Consider the following 17,362-nt stretch of genomic DNA (forward strand, 5'->3'; position numbering starts at 1 on the left):
AATGCTTTCCTTCGGGCGCATTATGTTTTTCCGGCATTCTCCGGATGGGGCCTCTGCCTACAGAAGGAGACGGTCATGGCACAGGGAACCGTGAAGTGGTTCAACGCCGAAAAGGGTTTCGGCTTCATCGAGCAGGACGGCGGCGGCCCCGACGTCTTCGCCCACTACTCGAACATCGCGACGCAGGGCTTCCGTGAGCTCCAGGAGGGCCAGCGGGTCTCCTTCGACGTCACGCAGGGCCAGAAGGGCCCGCAGGCGGAGAACATCGTCCCCGCCTAATCGCCGGACGCGTATCCGCTTGCCGGGGTCCGCACCTTGTGGTGCGGACCCCGGTTTGTGCTGTTTTCAGGAAGGCAGACCACCGCATGTCCCGCAGGGCCCAGAAGCCGACCCGGCGTAAGTCGTCGACCCCCACCATCGTGGCGCCGAAGGAGTTCCGCCTGCCGGAGAGCACCACCCCCGCTCTCCCCGCAGTCGAGGACTTCGGCGCTCTCGGCATGCCCGCGGGGCTGCTGAAGACGCTCACCGCGCAGGGCGTGACCGAGCCGTTCCCCATCCAGGCCGCCACGCTGCCCAACTCGCTCACCGGCCGTGACCTGCTGGGACGCGGGCGTACGGGGTCCGGCAAGACGCTCGCCTTCGGGCTGGCCCTGCTGGCGCGTACGGCCGGACTGCGCGCCGAGCCCAGGGCGCCGCTCGCGCTGGTGCTCGTGCCGACCCGTGAACTGGCCCAGCAGGTGACGGACGCCCTGTCCCCCTACGCGACGGCCGTGAACCTCCGGCTCGCCACCGTCGTCGGCGGGCTCTCCCTCACCAAGCAGGCCGCCACGCTCCGCCGCGGCGCCGAGGTCCTCGTGGCCACGCCCGGCCGGCTCAACGACCTCGTCGAGCGCGGCGACTGCGTGCTCGGCAGCGTCCGCATCACGGTGCTCGACGAAGCCGACCAGATGACCGACATGGGCTTCATGCCGCAGATCACCAGGCTGATCGAGCAGGTCGAGCCCGGCGGTCAGCGCATGCTGTTCTCGGCCACCCTGGACAGCAACATCGACCGCCTGGTCCAGCGGTACCTGACCGACCCCGTCGTGCACTCCGTGGACCCGTCCGCCGGCGCCGTCACCTCGATGGAACACCACACGTTCCACGTGCTCGACGAGACCGACAAGAAGGCCGTCACGACGCGCATCGCGGCGCGGGACGGCCGGGTGATCCTCTTCCTGGACACCAAGCGCTCCGCCGACCGGCTCGCCAAGCGGCTCCTGAGCTCCGGCGTACGGGCGGCCGCCCTGCACGGCGGCCGCTCCCAGTCGCAGCGCACCCGCACCCTGGAGCAGTTCAAGAACGGCCAGGTCACGGCACTGGTGGCCACGAACGTCGCCGCCCGTGGCATCCACGTCGACGACCTCGACCTCGTGGTCAACGTCGACCCCCCGACCGACCACAAGGACTACCTCCACCGGGGCGGCCGCACGGCGCGCGCCGGCAGTTCCGGCAGCGTCGTCACGCTGGTCCTGCCCGAGCAGAAGCGGGAGGTGGCCCAGCTGATGTCGCACGCCGGCATCCAGGCCCGCACCTCCCGCATCACGTCGAGCGACCCGCTGCTCACCAGCCTCACCGGTGCCCGCGAGCCTTCCGGCGTCGCCGTCACCATCGAGGTCCCCCAGCCCACGCAGCCCAAGGCGTCCCGCCCGGGCCGCAAGCCCGCCGGCGAGCCCGGCACCCGGCCGCCCCGCCGACGCCGTGGCGGCGGCGGTGAGGGAGGCGGCGGAACGACCACGGCCGGCTCCGCCGGCGGACGCGGCGGGCGCGGACAGCAGACCTCGGAGCGCGCTGCGGGATCCCGTAGCACCGGCGGACGCCCTGCCGCGGCCGAGGGCCGCGGCTCCGGCCGCGCCGCCACGGAGGGTCGCGGCTCCGGCCGTGCCGCCGCCGACGGTCGCGGCTCCGGTCGCAAGCCCGCTGCGGGTCGAGGCGCCGGCAACGGCGGTGACACCCGTGGCCGCAGCGGCGGCGCGGGCCGTACGAGCAGCCGGCGCACGTCCGCTTCGTAGACGAGACCCGAACGAGCCGGGCCCCCTGGGGGCCCGGCTTTCGTCCGCCCGGAGTCGTCCTCGCGCCGCCTCAGCTCACGGCCCGCTTGACCAGCTCCCCGATCCGCGCCTCGTCGGCGGCGGTCAGCTTCGTCAGCGCGAAGGCGGTCGGCCACATGGCGCCGTCGTCGAGGTTCGCCTTGTCGTTGAAGCCGAGGGTCGCGTACCGGGCGTTGAACTTCTGCGCGCTCTGGAAGAAGCACACGACCTTGCCGTCGAGGGCGTACGCGGGCATCCCGTACCAGAGCTTCGGCGCGAGCACCGGGGCGTTCTCCTTGATGACGGCGTGGATCCGTTCGGCCATGGCCCGGTCGGAATCCTCCATCTCGGCGATCTTCGCGACCACGGCGGCCTCCTCCTCCGCCGCCTTGCCGGCACGCGATCCGCGGCGCGCGGAGGCCCGCACCTCCTTGGCGCGCTCCTTCATCGCGGCGCGCTCCTCGTCCGTGAATCCCTCGGCCGTCCTGGCCGCGGCCGCCGCGGCCCTGGTCGTCTTCGTGGACTTCTCTGCGTTCGTCACAGGGGGTTCCTCCCGGTATGCCGATTGATGGACCGGTCGAGTGCGGACTGGTGGACTCGGAGGCGTTCGGGCTGCTCGCCGGGGGACCCGCTCACCTGCTGACCGTGTCGCCGTGACGGTGGGCGACCCGCCAGTGCCCGTCCTCGCGGCGGTAGACCTGCGTGACCCGCAGCGTGTAGGTGCGCGGCTCGCCGTCGACGGAGGCCGAGACGTGCTCGAGGCCCGCCGTGTACGCCATGTCGTCCCGCACGTCGTACGCCTGAAGCTCGAAGGCGTACGACGTGCAGTCGGAGAAGCTCTGCCCGAGCCCCGCGAACAGCTTGTCGAGCTCCTCCTGCCCGTACGCGTTGCGCCAGGCCCCCAGGACGCTCACGGGCTCGTCGCGCGACCAGAGCGCCCGGCGCGGGGCCGGGTCACCGTCGTGCAGGGCGAGCTCCGCCTCGTACAGCGAGGTCCTGACCCACTCCAGGAACCCCTCGGGATCGGTGGTCATGGCTTCATCATGCTCCAGCTGCGGGTCCGCTGCGCCTCTTGGTCGATCCTCCAGTGCCCCGCGCCAGGCAGGAGGGCTATTCCGGGTCGCGGACCAGTCGTCTCCCGCGCCCCCGCACGGCTTCACTGGCGGGAACGCACCGGCCGGAAGCCGTCGGTGGCTCGGCGGGAACGGGGGAGACATGGACCTGAACACGGTGGTGGACGTACGCGACGCGCGGCTTCGCGAGCCGTGGCGGAGCGGGGACGCGTGGCTCGGCGGAGGCACGTACCTGTTCTCGGAGCCGCAGCCGCACCTGCGCCGGCTGGTCGATCTGAGCCGGATGGGCTGGGAACCGCTCGTGCGCCACGCGGACGGGTCGCTGGAGATCGCCGCGACCTGCACCATCGCCCGGCTCTCCCGTTACGGGCGGCGTGGCCTGGACGCGCCCGCGGCGCCGCTCTTCGAGCAGTGCTGCCGGGCCTTCCTCGCCTCTTTCAAGATCTGGAACATGGCGACCCTCGGCGGCAACCTCTGCAACGGCCTCCCGGCCGGCCCCATGATCTCGCTGACCGCCGCGCTCGACGGCGTCTGCCTCCTCCAGGCGCAGGACGGCACCCTCCGGCGCGTGAAGGTCGTCGACTTCGTCACGGGTGCCGGCCGCAAGGACCTCGCCGAGGGCGAACTGCTGCGTTCGGTCACGCTGCCCGGCCGGGCGCTCGGGTGCCGTACGGCGTTCCGCCAGGCCTCGCTGTACGGGCTCGGCCGCTCGGGTGCGCTGGTGACCGGTGCGCTGGACCCGGTGGACGGCGCGCTGGCGGTGACGATCACGGCGGCGACCGTACGTCCGTTCCGGCTCTGGTTCCCGCTGCCGCCGGACCGCGCGCAGCTCCGCCGGGCGGTCGAGGCGGCCGTCGCCGACGACGAGTGGTTCGACGACATCCACGGACTGCCCGAGTGGCGCAGGCACATGGGCCTGCGCCTCGCAGAGGAGGTCCGCGACGAGCTGACCCTGAGCTTCGAGGAAGGCACCCGATGAGCTTCCGCCTCCGCATCAACGACCGGCTCTTCGAGGGCGAGCCCCGCGCCGGCCAGTGCCTGCGCACCTATCTGCGCGAGCGCGCCTGGTTCGGGGTGAAGAAGGGGTGCGACGCGGGTGACTGCGGTGCCTGCACCGTCCATGTCGACGGCGAGCCGGTGCACAGCTGCCTCTATCCGGCGGTGCGCGCGCGGGGGCGCGCCGTCACCACGGTGGAGGGTCTCGCCTCGCCGGAGGGTGAACTCCACCCCGTACAGCAGAAGTTCCTCGACGCGCAGGGCTACCAGTGCGGCTTCTGCACGGCCGGCTTCCTCATGACGACCGCCGCACTGGAGGCCGAGCGGGGTACGGCGCACGACGACGGCAAGCTCGACGACCTGCCGCGCGCCTTCAAGGGCAACATCTGCCGCTGCACCGGCTACCGGGCCGTCGAGGACGCCGTACGGGGCGTCAAGCACACCGAGCGCCCCTGCGCGGGCGAGGCCGTGGGCCGTAGCGTCGGCGCGCCGGCCGGACCCCAGGTCGTCACGGGCACCGCCCGCTACACCTTCGACGTCGAGGTCCCGGGGCTGCTCCACATGAAGCTGCTGCGCTCCCCGCACCCGCACGCCCGGATCGTCGCGATCGACACCTCGGCCGCGCTGCGCGTGCCCGGGGTGCACGCCGTGCTCACCCACGAGGACGCGCCGCCGACCCTGTACTCCAGCGCGCGGCACGAGCACCCGACGGAGGACCCCGACGACACCCGCGTCCTCGACAGCGTCGTGCGGTACGTCGGGCAGCGGGTCGCGGCCGTGGTAGCCGAGAGCGAGCAGGCGGCCGAGGAGGGCTGCCGGCGGATCGAGGTCACGTACGAGGAGCTGCCGTACGTGACGGACGCGGAGGCGGCGATGCTGCCGGGCGCCCCGGCGCTGCACGGCGACAAGGGGCCGGAGTGCCGGATCGCCCGCGCCGCGGACAACGTGGCGGGCGAGGTGCACGGCGAGATCGGCGACGTCGAGCGGGGGTTCGCGGAGGCCGACGTCGTGTACGAGGAGACCTTCCGCACCCAGCGGGTGCAGCACGCCAGCCTGGAGACGCACGGCTGTGTGGCGTACTTCGAGCCGAAGGACGACTCCGGCGCCGGCACGGGCGAGCGGCTGACCGTCCGGTCCTCCACGCAGACGCCGTTCCTCACCCGCCGGGCCCTGTGCGCGCTCTTCGGCCTGCCCGAGGACGAGGTGCGGGTGGTCGCGGGCCGGGTGGGCGGCGGGTTCGGCGGCAAGCAGGAGATGCTGACCGAGGACATCGTGACGCTCGCGGCGCTGAAGCTGCGGCGGCCGGTGAAGCTGGAGTACACGCGTGCCGAACAGTTCTACGGCGCGACCACCCGGCACCCCTTCGTCATCGGCATCAAGGTGGGCGCCCGGGCCGACGGCACCCTGACCGCCGTACAGATGCGGGTGGTGTCCGACACGGGCGCGTACGGCAACCACGGTCCTGCGGTGATGTTCCACAGCGTGGGCGAGTCCTTCGCCGTCTACCGCGCCCCGCACAAGAAGGTCGACGCCTACTCGGTCTACACGAACGTCGTACCGGCCGGCGCCTTCCGCGGGTACGGCCTCGGTCAGGTCACCTTCGCCGTCGAGTCCGTGATGGACGAGCTGGCCCGCAGGCTCGGCATGGACCCGCTGGCCTTCCGGGAGAAGAACATCATCGGCCCCGGCGAGGCCATGCACAGCCCGATCGGCGAGGAGGAGGACCTGCACGTCGCCTCCTACGGCCTCGACCAGTGCCTGTCGGTGGTCCGCCGGGCGATCGCCGAGGACCGCAGCGCCGAGGAGGCGCCCGAGGGCTGGCTGGTGGGCCAGGGAACCGCCATGGCGATGATCGCCACCGGGCCGCCCGGCGGCCACTACGCCGACGCGCGGGTCTCGCTGCTGGCGGACGGCACGTACGACATCGCCGTGGGCACCGCCGAGTTCGGCAACGGCACCACCACCGTCCACCAGCAGATCACCGCGGAAGCCCTGCACACCACCGAGGACCGCATCGCCATCCGGCAGTCCGACACCGACGTCGTACGCCATGACACCGGCGCGTTCGGCTCGGCCGGCACCGTCGTCGCCGGCAAGGCGGTCCTGCTCGCCGCCGAGTCGCTCGCCGAGCGGCTGCGCACCCTGGCCGCCCGCCATACGGGGGTGGCCCGGCACAGGTGCGTGCTCGGGGCCGAGGCGGTGGACTGCGCGGGGCGGCTCGTGACGCTGAAGGAGCTGTACGAGGCGGGGCACGCCCTCGGCGCGGCGGAGGAGCTCGCGGCCGACGGGCACTGGGGCGGCTCGCCGCGGTCGGTGGCCTTCAACGCCCAGTGGTTCCGTGTCGCGGTCGACCCCGGCACCGGGGAAATGCGCATCCTGCGCAGCGTCCACGCTGCCGACGCCGGGAAGGTGATGAACCCGATGCAGTGCCGGGGCCAGGTCGAGGGCGGCGTGGCGCAGGCGCTGGGCGCCACCCTCTTCGAGACCGTCCGGGTCGACGGGCGGGGCGAGGTGACGACGGCCGCGTTCCGCCGCTACCGGCTCCCCCAGTACGCCGACGTCCCCCGCACCGAGGTCCACTTCACCGAGACCAGCGACGCGATCGGCCCGCTGGGCGCCAAGTCCATGAGCGAGAGCCCCTTCAACCCCGTCGCCCCCGCCTTCGCCAACGCCCTGCGCGACGCGACCGGCATCCGCTTCACCGAGCTGCCGGTGACGCGGGACCGCGTGTGGCTGGCCATGGAGCGGCACGTCCGGTAGCCGTCGTGGACACCCGGCGGCGCGCCCGGCTGGGTGTCGTGGACACGTATTCGACCACGTCGTAGGCTGGCCGCAGGCACCACCAGACCCACCCAACTCGCACGGAACGCGCGGAAGACGGGGAACGGACGAACGCCCATGCCTGAGGCACAACTCCTAGCTGTCAGCGATCTGCACATCGTCCATCCGGAGAACCGCGCCATCACGGAGAGCCTGCAACCGCACTCCGAGGCCGACTGGCTGATCGTCGCCGGCGACATCGCCGAGCGGTTCGAGGACGTCCAGTGGGCGCTGAAGCTGCTGGCCGCGCGGTTCGCGAAGGTGATCTGGTCACCCGGCAACCACGAGTTATGGACACACCCCGAGGACCCGTGCGAGCTGCGCGGCAAGGCGCGCTACGAGCATCTGGTCGAGACCTGCCGTTCACTCGGCATCCTCACGCCCGAGGATCCGTACCCGGTGTGGCAGGACGAGGACGGCGGGACGGCGATCGCGCCGCTGTTCACGCTCTACGACTACACCTTCCGGGTGCCGGGCGCGCACAGCAAGGAAGAGTCGTTGCGCCGTGCCCGCGAGGCCGGCGTGATCTGCACCGACGAGTACCTGCTCCACCCGGACCCCCACCCTGGCCGCGACGACTGGTGCCGCGAGCGGATCGCGTACACCGAGGGCCGGCTCGGCGCGCTCGACCCCTCGCTGCGGACCGTGCTCGTCAACCACTGGCCGCTGACCCGCCACCCCACGCGCATCCTGCGCTATCCGGACTTCGCGCAGTGGTGCGGCACCGAGCTCACCGCCGACTGGCACCGGCGCTTCCGCGCCAAGGCCGTGGTGTACGGGCATCTGCACATCCCCCGGGTGAACTGGCTCGACGGCGTCCGCTTCGAGGAGGTGTCGGTCGGGTACCCGCGCGAATGGCGACCGCGGCCGCCGCGCGAACCGCTGCGCCGGATCCTGCCGCTGCCCGCGGACGCGCCGGGAGCGGCCTGGTGATCGAGGACCTGGTGCCCTCGTGGACCGTCTGCGAGCACACCTTCGCCACCAGCCTCGGCGACCCGGACGCCCTCCTCTTCCCCGAGGAGGCGGCCAGGGTGGCCCAGGCCGTGCCCAAGCGCCGGCACGAGTTCGCGGCGGTGCGGGTCTGCGCCCGCACCGCGCTCGGGCGGCTCGGCCTTCCGCCGGTGCCCCTGCTGACCAGCAAGCGGGGCGCGCCGCAGTGGCCCGACGGCGTGGTCGGGAGCATGACGCACTGCGAGGGCTACCGGGCGGCCGTCGTCGCCCGCAGCTCGGAAGCCGCCTCGATCGGCATCGACGCCGAGCCCAACGGGCCGCTGCCCGACGGCGTCCACGGCCTGGTGATCCTGCCCTCCGAGCAGGAGATGCTGCGCCGGCTGGCGGCGCTGGATCCCGCCACACACTGGGACCGGCTGCTGTTCAGCGCCAAGGAGACCGTGTTCAAAACCTGGTATCCGCTCACCGGCCGCGAACTCGACTTCACCGAGGCCGAGTTGACCATCGATCCGGCGGCAGCCGATCCGGCCGCGGGGACCTTCGAGGCCCGGCTGCTCGTACCGGGGCCCGTCGTCGGGGGCCGGCGGGTGGACGCGTTCACCGGGCGCTGGAAGGCCGACAAGGGGCTGGTGCTGACGGCGGTCGTGCTGCCGGCCCCGGGCGCCCCCGAAGCGGGCTGACCGGTCCGCTCAGTTCCAGGGGTGCGGGAGCGAGAAGGGGCCCGGCCTGGGCCCTTCCGCGACGGCGAGGGACAGGCCGTTGAGGAGGAGCCGGGTGCCGCCGCGCAGGTGCGCGAAGTCCTGCTCCCCGTCCGCACTGCTCAGGACCAGGTAGGTGTACTGCTCGATCCACTCCAGGCGGGTCCCGCCGTCCTGCGGGGCGAGCCGGATCGTCACCAGGGAGACCCAGCGGCGTACGTCGTTCACATGGGCCTCGTAGACGTACACGAGGCGCTCGGCCGGCTCCAGGTCGACGAAGCGCGAACGGTATTCGAGCCGCTCGTCCATGTCGCCGGACAGGAAGTGGTTGCGGGCGGTCTCGCCGCCGCCGACCCGGAAGTCCAGCTCGTGCTCGGCGGTACGGGACGGGCCGGGCAGCTTGAACCAGCGGGTGCGCAGCTCGGGTTCGGCGAAGGCCGCGAAGACCCGCTCCGGCGGGGCCGGGATGTCGACTCGCAGCTCGAACGAACCGTGTCTGACCGGTGCGTTCTCGTCGGCCGTGGAGGTGTCCGCAGTGACGTGATCGATGTTGCCCGCGCTCATGTCGGCGACCCTAACACGCCCTCCGTGCGGCGCCCGGCAGGCCGGACACCGCACGGATGAACGGGAGTTGACGTGCCATCAGACGAGGCGGTCAGATCCAGCCATCGAGGGACGCGAGGAAGCCGTCCAGGTCGTCGCGGTGGATGCAGTGACCGGTGTCCGGAACGTAGCGGACCTCGAAGGCGGCCGCGCGCAGCCGCTCCGCGAGGTCGTCCGGGACGAGGTGGTGGTCGCCCGCGCCCTGGACCAGCGAGGGGACGACGGGGCGCTCGGGGACGTACGCGACGGAGCTGTCCAGCCAGTCCACGGCACGGGTGTCCCAGCGCGCGTAGCCGGCGAGTTCGGCCTCGACGTCCCCGGGCGTCCAGCGCGGGAACATCTGCTGGACCATCTCGGCCGTGGTCGCCTTGGTGAACTGCGCGAACTCCTTGATCTCGGCCACCGCCTTGTCGGTGAACCGCCACGCCGGGTCGCTGTAGACCACCCGGGAGGGGCGCAGACCGGCCACCGCGAGGGAGAGCACGGAGGCGCCGAAGGAGTGGCCGATCGCGAGATCGGCGCCGGCCGGGAGCGACTCCACCAGGTCGGCGGCGAAGAGTTCCGGCGTGTACTCCTCGGCGTGCGGGCTGTCGCCGTGGCCGCGCAGGTCCGGCATGATCACCCGGTAGCCGCGTTCGGCGAGGCGTGGCGCCACCCGGCTCCAGGTGTCCGCCGACGAGATGATGCTGTGGACGAGCAGGGCGACCTTGTCTCCGTCGCCGACCTCGTGGAGCGTGAGTCTCATCGTCCAGGGCTTCCTTTCCCGACGTGCTTGTGTGGCGTGGTCATCGGCCGGCGCCGGTCACGTGCAGCAGGGCGCGGGCCGCCAGGCGGTAGCCGAACGCGCCGAGGCCGACCACGACGCCGGAGGCCAGCGGGGCGATGACCGACTCGTGCCGGAACTGCTCGCGCGCCCACACGTTGCTCAGGTGCACCTCGATCCACGGGTGCTCGTAGCTGGCGAGCGCGTCCCGCAGGCTCCAGCCGGCGATCATCAGGGCGCCCGGGTTGACCACGGCGCCGACGCTGTCGGGGCCGTACTCGTGGATGGCGCTCACCAGCTCGCCCTCGGACTCGCGCTGGACGGCGTGGACCTTCCAGCCCTGCTCGCCCACCTCGTCGGCGACGGCCCGCTCGATGTCGGCCAGGGTGTCGGTGCCGTAGATCTCCGGCTCGCGGCGGCCCAGGATGCCGAGGTTGGGACCGTTCAGAAGGAGCATCGTGCTCATGTGTCACCTCGCTGTTCGAAGGCCCGGACCGCGTCCGGGCCACGGTCCGACGTGGAGCGGGAAGCCCAGGAGGTCGTGCTGACCGATCGCCGGCACGGCTGCGGCGAGGACCATCTCGGCCTCCCTCACGTGGAGGTTCGGCGGTCGCCGGCGCGGGCCGGGCCGCTCAGCCGCCGGGCCACCAGGTCGATGACCTCGGCGGCGCGGTCGGCGAGGAAGAAGTGGCCGCCCCGGAAGACCTCCACCTCGGTCGCCCCGGTGGTGTGCTCCGCCCAGGCCTCGGCCTCGTCGAGCGAGACCCGGGGGTCGCTGTCGCCGGTGAGCACGGTCACCGGGCAGTCGAGGCGCCGGCCGGGCTCGTGCCGGTAGCGCTCGATGGCGGTGTAGTCGCTGCGGATGGCCGGCAGGATCATCGCGAGCACCTCCGGGTCGCCGAGCAGCGCCTCGTTGGTGCCGCTCAGCGCCCTGAGCTCGGCGACGACGTCGGCGTCACTCGCCGCGTGCACCCGCTCGTCGCGGTAGCGGGAGGGGGCACGGCGGCCGGACGCGAACAGCCGTACCGGTGCGGGCAGTCCGGCGTCCCGCATGCGCAGCGCCACCTCGTACGCGAGGACCGCGCCCATGCTGTGGCCGAACAGCGCCAGCGGCTTGTCGTCCAGGTGGCGCAGCGCGGCGAAGATCTGGTCCGCGAAGTCGGGGATGTTGTCGATCCCCGGCTCGTGGCGCCGGGTCTGCCGGCCCGGGTACTGGACGGCCAGCACCTCCACCGAGGGGTGCAGGGCCCGGGAGACCGGGAAGAAGAAGCTCGCGGAGCCGCCCGCGTACGGCAGGCAGGCGAGTCGCACGGGGCTCTGCGGCGCGGGATGCGAGACGCTCACCCACTTCTCGAAGTGCGCCGTTGCTTGAGGCATGCCGGACGAGCTCCTCGCGGTCGGTGGGGGAATGCCGGAAGAGTAGGCCGGTGCGGGCGGGCCCGGGTATCCCCCGATCTGATAGCGCTGCCCTTCGAACGGCCCGATCGGGTGGACGGATGGTTAGTCTTTCGCCGTTCCCGGCAGCGTTCCGGGAGCGTTCCCGGCACGGCCGTCGTGCCTGCGTCAGCCACCCTGCGACGAGGGGTTCCCCATGCCCGAGGTGTCACCGCACGAGCCGCCCACCCGCGCGACCCCCGCCACCGGCGCGGGCCCGGGCGCGGACACGGACACGGACGTGATCGTCGTCGGCAACGGGCCCGTCGGGGCCGCGCTCGCGGTCCTGCTGGCCGGGCGGGGCCGGCGGGTGACCGTCCTGGAACGCCGCCGGCGCCCGTACACCCTGCCCCGGGCGACCAGCTTCGACGGCGAGACGGCGCGACTGCTCGCCGACTGCGGGACGGGCGCGGAGCTCGGCCGGATCACCGAGCCCGCCAGCGGCTACCAGTGGCGCACGGCCGGCGGTGAGACCCTGCTCGACATCGCGTTCCGCACCGAGGGCCCCTACGGGTGGCCGGACGCCAACACGATGCACCAGCCCGCCCTCGAGGAACTCCTCGCCGCCCGGGCGGCCGAACTGCCCGGGGTCACGATCGAGCGTGGCCGCCAGGTCGTGGGAATCCAGGAGCGGGGCGACCGGGTCGCGGTCACGGCCGAGGACCAGGACGAGACGGCACGGACGTACACCGCCCGGTGGGTGGTGGGCTGCGACGGCGCCAACAGCTTCGTCCGGCACCACCTGGACGTGCCGGTCACCGACCTCGGCTTCTCCTACGAGTGGCTGCTGTGCGACGTGGAGCTGCGCGAGCCGGGCGAGTTCGTCCCGACCAACGTCCAGATCTGCGACCCCGCCCGGCCCACCACCCTGGTCGGCAGCGGTCCCGGTCACCGGCGCTGGGAGTTCATGCGGCTGCCCGGGGAGCGGGCCGCGGAGCTGAACCGCGAGGAGACCGCCTGGCGGCTCCTCGCCCCCTACGGGGTCACCCCCGACACCGCGAGGCTGCTGCGCAGCACCACGTACATCTTCCAGGCCCGCTGGGCCGAGCAGTGGCGCGCGGGCCGGGTGCTCCTCGCCGGGGACGCGGCCCACCTGATGCCGCCGTTCGCCGGGCAGGGCATGTGCTCGGGCATCCGCGACGCCGTCAACCTGGCGTGGAAGCTGGACCTCGTGCTCGGCGGCCTCGCCCCGGACTCGCTCCTCGATACGTACACGGAGGAACGCCGCACCCAGGTACGGGAGTCGATCCTGTCCTCCGTCCAGCTGGGCCGGGTGATCTGCGTGACCGACCCCACGGCGGCGGCCGAGCGCGACGCCACGATCCTGGCGGGCCGCCGCGGCCGCGGCCCCGCTGTGCCGGACCCGGCGAAGCCGCTCGCGCAGGGGCTGTTGTACCGGGGGGAGGGCGACTCGCCCGTGTCCCCGGCCGGCGAGGTGGTCCCGCAGGGCCGGGTACGCGGCACCGAAGGCGGCGGGCTGTTCGACGACGTGGTCGGGCGCGGCTTCGTGCTGCTGCTGGCGGAGGGCGCGGACGCCGACCTCGGCGAGGAACGGTCGGAGTTCCTCGCGGGTCTGGGCACGCACGTGGTGCGGCTGCTCCCCGAGGACGGGACGCCGCGGGCCGGGGCGGTGGCCGACGTGGAGGGTGTCCATCGCGCCTTCCTGGCGCGGTACGGGGCTGACGCCGTGCTGGTCCGGCCGGACCATCACGTGTACGGCGCGGCCTCGGGCGCCGGAGCGGCGGCGGTCCTGGTGGACGGCCTGCGGGCGGCCCTGGACGCGGCTGTTCCGGCGGGCGCGGGGGGAAGCGGCGGCTGACGGGCCGGAGTCGGCCGGGGGCCCGGCGGGCGCCAAGTGGCGCCTGACGGGCCGGAGTCGGCCGGGCTACCCGGTCGCGTCGGTGAGGGACCGGGCCAGGAGGACCGCCCCCCGGAGCGAGGACAGGCCGCCGAGGCGGCCCGGGGCGACGGGTGGGGCGGGGCGGCCCGGGCGGGCCAAGGGCGTCAGGTGGGTGGCGACACGCTCGACCAGGTCGTCCAGGCCCGCCGCGAAGCCGCCGCCGATCACGGCGAGGCGGGGGTGGAGCAGTTCGGTGACGGTCATGACGGCGGCGGCCAGTGCCCGGCAGGTGCGGTCGAGGGCGTCGGTCGCCCAGGGCTGTCCCGTCCGCAGGGCCGCGCGTAGTTCCTCGTAGGTGACCGGGCGGGCGTACGGGTGAGCGACGGGGCCGGCGCCCGGGTGAGGGGCCGGCTCGCCTCGGAGCCCGGCGGCCCTGGCCAGCGTCGCCGGGCCGGAGGCGATCGCCTGGAGGCAGCCCCTTCGGCCACAGACGCAGGCCGGGCCGTCCGGCTCGACGACCGTGTGGCCCAGTTCGAAGGAGCCGCGGCCGGGTCCGGGGCACGGCCGCCCGTCCAGGACGAGGCCGCCGCCGATGCCGGTGCCGACGCCGACGTAGAGCAGGTCGGCGCAGTCGGCCGCCTCGGCCTCGGCCAGGGCGGCCACGTCGCCGTCGTCCGCCCAGGCGACGGCCGCACCGGGCACCAGGGCGCGCAGGGCCGGGCCCAGGGCGAGGCCGGTCCAGGAGGGCCGGCTCGGCCAGGCGGTGACCCGCTCGTCCGGGCCGACCGTGCCGGGCATGGCGACCCCGACGGCCCGGAACCCCTCACCCGCACGGGCCCTCAGCACCTCGACCCCGGCCGCCAGGAGGGTCAGGTCGCGGTCCTGGTCCTCGTCGCGAGGCCAGGTGAAGGTGTGCTCCTCGGCTCGGCCGTCCGCCGACTCCGCCCGCAGGGCCACCTTCGTACCCCCGACGTCGATGCCCAGGTGCCACCCCATCCCGGCTCAGTGGCCCGGCAGAGCCGGGCAGAGGGCCAGCAGTTCGGCGGGGTGGCGCAGGACGATGTCGGGGCCCGCGGCGAGAAGTTCCGCGCCGTCGTGGCAGCCCCACAGCGCGGCGACGGAGGTGACGCCTGCGCCCTGGGCGCTGGCCAGGTCGGTGGGGGCGTCGCCGATCATGACGGCGCGGTCCGCGGGGACGTCCAGGAGTTCGAGCGCGCGCCGGACGATGTCGGGGGCCGGCTTGGGCCTGGGCACCTCGTCGGAGCCGATGACATGGGCGAAGTACGGGAGCAGGCCGAGGACGTCGAGCAGGGAGCGGGCTCGCTCGCCGCTCTTGCCGGTGGCGATGGCGAGCCTGAGGCCGCGCTCGTTCAGCGTCCGCAGCACGTCGACGACACCGTCGTACACCTGGACGTGCTCGGCGAGCCGGTAGCTCTCGCGGACGAAGGGCTCCTCCATCTCCAGCGGGAGGCCCATGATCCGCATGATGTCGGGGAAGTAGCGGCCCTGGTGGCGCTGGTACTCCTCGAAGGGGGCCGGGCCGTCGCCGACGACCTCGGCGTAGGCGAGGGAGAACGCCTCGCCCATCACCGCGAAGCTGTCGACGATCACCCCGTCGAGGTCGAACACGACGGCCTGCCTGGGGACCGTGGGGTGGTGCTCGGTGGTCGCTCCCGCGTGGTGTTCCGGCGCTGTGGTCATGCGGTCCTCACCTCCTTGTGGGCGGTGGAGTCGGGGGCGCGGTCCGCCGGTCGGGCGGCGCGCGCCGATGCGTAGAAGCTCTCGACGAGCCGGACGGTGCCGCGGGCCTGGGCGACGGCCAGGCCGCGACGGCCGGGGTCGGCCAGGAGCCCGGCGAGGCCGTCGAGCTGACGTCCGTACTCGATGCCGATCGGCTCGGCGGGCAGCGGGATCCGCTGCGTGGTGCCTTCCCGGGTGAGGGTGAGCACCGGTTCGGGGGCCCGGTTGGGGCTGAAGCCGAAGGTGCAGTGCAGGCGTGCGGTTCCGGCGCTGCCCTCGACGGCGATCACGGAGGCGTCCAGCGCCTCGTGGGAGGCCCAACTGGCCCGCAGGGAGACCGAGATGCCGTCCTCTCGGACCAGGAAACCGCGGGCGGTGTCCTCGACGTCGCCGGCGGGTGCGTCGGTGGGACGGTCCTCGCGCCAGGCGGCGGTCCAGGCTCCGCTGTTGACGAAGTCGTCGGAGACGGAGCCGATCACCTGGGCGACGGGGGCGGGGCCGAGGAGGGCGGTGAGGACGTCGAGCAGGTGCCAGCCGAGGTCGACGAGCACGCCGCCGCCGGCCTTGCTGCGCTGGGTGAACCAGCCGCCGGGCTGCGGCACTCCGCGGGCCCTCACCCAGGCCAGGTCGACATGGCGGATCCGGCCGAGCCCGGGCAGCAGCCCGGCGAGCTCGCGTACGTCGCCGCGGTGGGCGGCGGCGCTGCCGGCGAGCAGCGTCCCGCCGTCCCGTTCGGCCGCGGCGAGGGTGTCGGCCTCGGCGGTGCTCAGACAGACCGGTTTCTCCAGGAAGACGGAGATGCCGCGGCGGAGCAGGGCCGCCGCCACCTCGGCGTGCAGGTGGTTGGGCACCGCGACGACGGCGACGTCGACCGAACGGGGGTCGAGGTCGGCGACGCCCGCGTGGGCGGGCAGGCCGGTCGCGGCGGTAGCCGCCGCCCGGGAGCCCGGGTCGGGGTCGACGACGGCGACCACCTCGAAGTCCTCGTGCTCGCGCAGCAGTCTGAGCCACAGTTCGCGGCCCGCCCAGCCGAGTCCGACGACGGCGGCCCTGACCCTCACCGGGCGGCCACGGCGTCGGCGATGATCTCGGCCGTGGCGTGGAGGGCCTCCTCGGAGGCGAGCAGCACCCGGTGGTGCAGCCAGACGCAGTCGGTGCTGATCGCCTCGGTGTTCGGGCAGAGTCCGGCGAGCTTCTCGACGGTCGTGTCGGGGGCGGCCGTCTCCCAGAACGCGTCGGTGCGGTAGATCGCCCGGAACGCGGCGAAGGCGGGAATCCCGGCGTCGACCAGGGCGTCGACGAGGGCGTTGCGGCCCTCCTCGGAGATGCCGGGGATCCGGAACATGGCCATGTAGTGGGAGTTCCGGTCGGCGCGCGGGTCGCCGCCCTGGGGCACGACGCCGTCGATCCCGCCGAGCAGCCGGGACAGCAGCGTCCAGCGCTGCTCGCGCAGCGCGGTCTGGGCGTCGAGGCGGCTCAGCTGGGCCCGGAGCACGGAGGCGGAGAACTCGTTCAGCCGCATGTTGGTGCCGGCGGTCTGGTGCATGTAGCGACGGTCGGTGCGCGGCCGGCCGCAGCTGTGCCGCAGGAAGGCGGCCTCGTACGTCTCCTCGTCGGGGAAGAGCAGTGCACCGCCCTCGCCCGCGGTCATCAGCTTGCCGTTCTGGAAGCTGAACGCGGCGACCGTGCCGAACTCGCCGACCCGCTTGCCCTGCCAGCGCGCGCCGTGCGCGTGGGCGGCGTCCTGCAGCAGGGCCACACCGGTGTCGGCGGCGAGCTTGCCGAGGGCGTCCATGTCGGCGATCAGACCGGCCATGTGCACGGGCATGATCACCTTGGTGCGGGAGGTGACGGCGGCGGCCGCGGCGGTCACGTCGATGTTGTACGTGTCGAGGTCGACGTCGACGGGGACGGCGACCGCGCCGAGCCGCTGGGCGGCCTGGGACGAGGAGATGAAGGTGAAGGCCGGCACGATGACCTCGGTGCCGGGGCCGACGCCCAGGCACTGCAGCGCCAGTTCCAGGGCGTGGGTGCCGTTGGTGACGGCCAGGGCGTGCGGGGCGCCGTGGAAGCCGGCGAACTCGCTCTCGAAGGAGTCCACCTCCGACCCGCCCATGCGCCACCACTGGCCCTGCTCCAGGGCCCGGATCAGGCCGTTGCGCTCGCCGTCGTCGTACTGCGGCCAGGAGGGGAACTCCGGTGCCGGTCGCGCGTTCATGTGTCTCCAAATCTCCGCTTCGGACATTTCTCGGCCGGTGACCGACGGGCGACGTAGAGCGGGCGGGGCGCGTGGCCGACGGAACGTTTCACCCCGGGTGATCGCACACAGGAGAGTGCGAATTTCACCGTAGGCAGCGCCCTTGTCGCCCCGCATC

At 73.4% G+C, this 17,362-nt stretch carries 17 protein-coding genes; 7 read left to right on the forward strand and 10 right to left on the reverse strand.

Going from position 1 to position 17,362, the window contains the following annotated elements:
* The first annotated feature begins 75 nt into the window (after positions 1–75).
* A complete protein-coding gene (locus ACIGEZ_RS23645) occupies positions 76–279 on the forward strand; it encodes a cold-shock protein (RefSeq protein WP_030069301.1) in 204 nt (67 codons plus the stop codon).
* Between the two features lie 86 nt (positions 280–365).
* Positions 366–2,051, forward strand: coding sequence for a DEAD/DEAH box helicase (locus ACIGEZ_RS23650; RefSeq protein ID WP_399834173.1), 1,686 nt, complete (start codon positions 366–368; stop codon positions 2,049–2,051).
* Between the two features lie 70 nt (positions 2,052–2,121).
* Here the strand turns inward: ACIGEZ_RS23650 and ACIGEZ_RS23655 are convergent, their stop codons facing one another.
* Both ACIGEZ_RS23655 and ACIGEZ_RS23660 read right to left on the reverse strand, forming a co-directional pair.
* Entirely contained in the window at positions 2,122–2,517 is a 396-nt protein-coding gene (locus ACIGEZ_RS23655; protein ID WP_399834242.1) for an iron chaperone, read from the reverse strand.
* 184 nt (positions 2,518–2,701) lie between these two features.
* Positions 2,702–3,103 (reverse strand): nuclear transport factor 2 family protein, encoded by a 402-nt coding sequence (locus ACIGEZ_RS23660; protein ID WP_399834175.1) that lies wholly within the window; start codon positions 3,101–3,103, stop codon positions 2,702–2,704.
* Between the two features lie 181 nt (positions 3,104–3,284).
* On the opposite strand from ACIGEZ_RS23660, the gene ACIGEZ_RS23665 reads away from it, so the two are divergent.
* The 4 genes from ACIGEZ_RS23665 (at position 3,285) to ACIGEZ_RS23680 (ending at position 8,589) form a co-directional block, all read left to right on the forward strand.
* Positions 3,285–4,121 (forward strand): FAD binding domain-containing protein, encoded by an 837-nt coding sequence (locus ACIGEZ_RS23665; RefSeq protein WP_399834177.1) that lies wholly within the window; start codon positions 3,285–3,287, stop codon positions 4,119–4,121.
* Positions 4,118–6,898, forward strand: a complete 2,781-nt coding sequence (locus tag ACIGEZ_RS23670) for a molybdopterin-dependent oxidoreductase (protein ID WP_399834179.1) — start codon at positions 4,118–4,120, stop codon at positions 6,896–6,898. Before ACIGEZ_RS23665 ends, ACIGEZ_RS23670 begins: the two co-directional genes overlap by 4 nt.
* Before the next feature lie 138 nt (positions 6,899–7,036).
* Entirely contained in the window at positions 7,037–7,891 is an 855-nt protein-coding gene (locus ACIGEZ_RS23675) for a metallophosphoesterase family protein (protein WP_399834181.1), read from the forward strand.
* Positions 7,888–8,589, forward strand: a complete 702-nt coding sequence (locus ACIGEZ_RS23680; protein ID WP_399834183.1) for a 4'-phosphopantetheinyl transferase — start codon at positions 7,888–7,890, stop codon at positions 8,587–8,589. The genes ACIGEZ_RS23675 and ACIGEZ_RS23680 overlap by 4 nt, the downstream gene beginning before the upstream one ends.
* Positions 8,590–8,598: 9 nt before the next feature.
* Here the strand turns inward: ACIGEZ_RS23680 and ACIGEZ_RS23685 are convergent, their stop codons facing one another.
* From ACIGEZ_RS23685 to ACIGEZ_RS23700, 4 genes are all read right to left on the reverse strand, one after another.
* Positions 8,599–9,171 (reverse strand): SRPBCC domain-containing protein, encoded by a 573-nt coding sequence (locus ACIGEZ_RS23685; RefSeq protein ID WP_399834185.1) that lies wholly within the window; start codon positions 9,169–9,171, stop codon positions 8,599–8,601.
* A 91-nt stretch (positions 9,172–9,262) separates the two neighbouring features.
* Entirely contained in the window at positions 9,263–9,955 is a 693-nt protein-coding gene (locus ACIGEZ_RS23690) for an alpha/beta fold hydrolase (protein WP_399834187.1), read from the reverse strand.
* Positions 9,956–9,995: 40 nt separating this feature from the next.
* Positions 9,996–10,439, reverse strand: coding sequence for a type II 3-dehydroquinate dehydratase (locus ACIGEZ_RS23695; protein ID WP_399834189.1), 444 nt, complete (start codon positions 10,437–10,439; stop codon positions 9,996–9,998).
* A gap of 125 nt (positions 10,440–10,564) precedes the next feature.
* Positions 10,565–11,350, reverse strand: coding sequence for a thioesterase II family protein (locus ACIGEZ_RS23700; RefSeq protein ID WP_399834191.1), 786 nt, complete (start codon positions 11,348–11,350; stop codon positions 10,565–10,567).
* A gap of 214 nt (positions 11,351–11,564) precedes the next feature.
* On the opposite strand from ACIGEZ_RS23700, the gene ACIGEZ_RS23705 reads away from it, so the two are divergent.
* Positions 11,565–13,226 carry a bifunctional 3-(3-hydroxy-phenyl)propionate/3-hydroxycinnamic acid hydroxylase gene (locus tag ACIGEZ_RS23705; protein WP_399834193.1) on the forward strand — a complete coding sequence of 554 codons (1,662 nt, stop codon included), beginning with the start codon at positions 11,565–11,567 and terminating at the stop codon, positions 13,224–13,226.
* Between the two features lie 66 nt (positions 13,227–13,292).
* Here the strand turns inward: ACIGEZ_RS23705 and ACIGEZ_RS23710 are convergent, their stop codons facing one another.
* Genes ACIGEZ_RS23710 through rifK form a run of 4 tightly spaced genes read right to left on the reverse strand, consistent with a single transcriptional unit; the run spans position 13,293 to position 17,205 of the window.
* Positions 13,293–14,243 carry an ROK family protein gene (locus tag ACIGEZ_RS23710; protein ID WP_399834195.1) on the reverse strand — a complete coding sequence of 317 codons (951 nt, stop codon included), beginning with the start codon at positions 14,241–14,243 and terminating at the stop codon, positions 13,293–13,295.
* Positions 14,244–14,249: 6 nt separating this feature from the next.
* Entirely contained in the window at positions 14,250–14,948 is a 699-nt protein-coding gene (locus ACIGEZ_RS23715; RefSeq protein WP_399834197.1) for an HAD-IA family hydrolase, read from the reverse strand.
* Complete coding sequence (locus ACIGEZ_RS23720) at positions 14,945–16,048, reverse strand: Gfo/Idh/MocA family protein (RefSeq protein WP_399834199.1); 1,104 nt, start codon at positions 16,046–16,048, stop codon at positions 14,945–14,947. Before ACIGEZ_RS23720 ends, ACIGEZ_RS23715 begins: the two co-directional genes overlap by 4 nt.
* Positions 16,045–17,205 (reverse strand): 3-amino-5-hydroxybenzoate synthase, encoded by a 1,161-nt coding sequence (gene rifK, locus ACIGEZ_RS23725; RefSeq protein ID WP_399834201.1) that lies wholly within the window; start codon positions 17,203–17,205, stop codon positions 16,045–16,047. Before rifK ends, ACIGEZ_RS23720 begins: the two co-directional genes overlap by 4 nt.
* Between the last annotated feature and the right edge of the window lie 157 nt (positions 17,206–17,362).

Source organism: Streptomyces sp. NPDC085481, from assembly GCF_044541845.1.
Taxonomy (GTDB): Bacteria; Actinomycetota; Actinomycetes; order Streptomycetales; family Streptomycetaceae; genus Streptomyces.

What these genes read in the sequence shown, in the direction of transcription:
- ACIGEZ_RS23645 (WP_030069301.1), top strand. Translation starts at nt 76, where the DNA reads ATGGCACAGGGAACCGTGAAGTGGTTCAACGCCGAAAAGGGTTTCGGC.
- ACIGEZ_RS23650 (WP_399834173.1), top strand. Translation starts at nt 366, where the DNA reads ATGTCCCGCAGGGCCCAGAAGCCGACCCGGCGTAAGTCGTCGACCCCC.
- ACIGEZ_RS23655 (WP_399834242.1), bottom strand. Translation starts at nt 2,517, where the DNA reads ATGAAGGAGCGCGCCAAGGAGGTGCGGGCCTCCGCGCGCCGCGGATCG.
- ACIGEZ_RS23660 (WP_399834175.1), bottom strand. Translation starts at nt 3,103, where the DNA reads ATGACCACCGATCCCGAGGGGTTCCTGGAGTGGGTCAGGACCTCGCTG.
- ACIGEZ_RS23665 (WP_399834177.1), top strand. Translation starts at nt 3,285, where the DNA reads ATGGACCTGAACACGGTGGTGGACGTACGCGACGCGCGGCTTCGCGAG.
- ACIGEZ_RS23670 (WP_399834179.1), top strand. Translation starts at nt 4,118, where the DNA reads ATGAGCTTCCGCCTCCGCATCAACGACCGGCTCTTCGAGGGCGAGCCC.
- ACIGEZ_RS23675 (WP_399834181.1), top strand. Translation starts at nt 7,037, where the DNA reads ATGCCTGAGGCACAACTCCTAGCTGTCAGCGATCTGCACATCGTCCAT.
- ACIGEZ_RS23685 (WP_399834185.1), bottom strand. Translation starts at nt 9,171, where the DNA reads ATGAGCGCGGGCAACATCGATCACGTCACTGCGGACACCTCCACGGCC.
- ACIGEZ_RS23690 (WP_399834187.1), bottom strand. Translation starts at nt 9,955, where the DNA reads ATGAGACTCACGCTCCACGAGGTCGGCGACGGAGACAAGGTCGCCCTG.
- ACIGEZ_RS23695 (WP_399834189.1), bottom strand. Translation starts at nt 10,439, where the DNA reads ATGAGCACGATGCTCCTTCTGAACGGTCCCAACCTCGGCATCCTGGGC.
- ACIGEZ_RS23700 (WP_399834191.1), bottom strand. Translation starts at nt 11,350, where the DNA reads ATGCCTCAAGCAACGGCGCACTTCGAGAAGTGGGTGAGCGTCTCGCAT.
- ACIGEZ_RS23705 (WP_399834193.1), top strand. Translation starts at nt 11,565, where the DNA reads ATGCCCGAGGTGTCACCGCACGAGCCGCCCACCCGCGCGACCCCCGCC.
- ACIGEZ_RS23710 (WP_399834195.1), bottom strand. Translation starts at nt 14,243, where the DNA reads ATGGGGTGGCACCTGGGCATCGACGTCGGGGGTACGAAGGTGGCCCTG.
- ACIGEZ_RS23715 (WP_399834197.1), bottom strand. Translation starts at nt 14,948, where the DNA reads ATGACCACAGCGCCGGAACACCACGCGGGAGCGACCACCGAGCACCAC.
- rifK (WP_399834201.1), bottom strand. Translation starts at nt 17,205, where the DNA reads ATGAACGCGCGACCGGCACCGGAGTTCCCCTCCTGGCCGCAGTACGAC.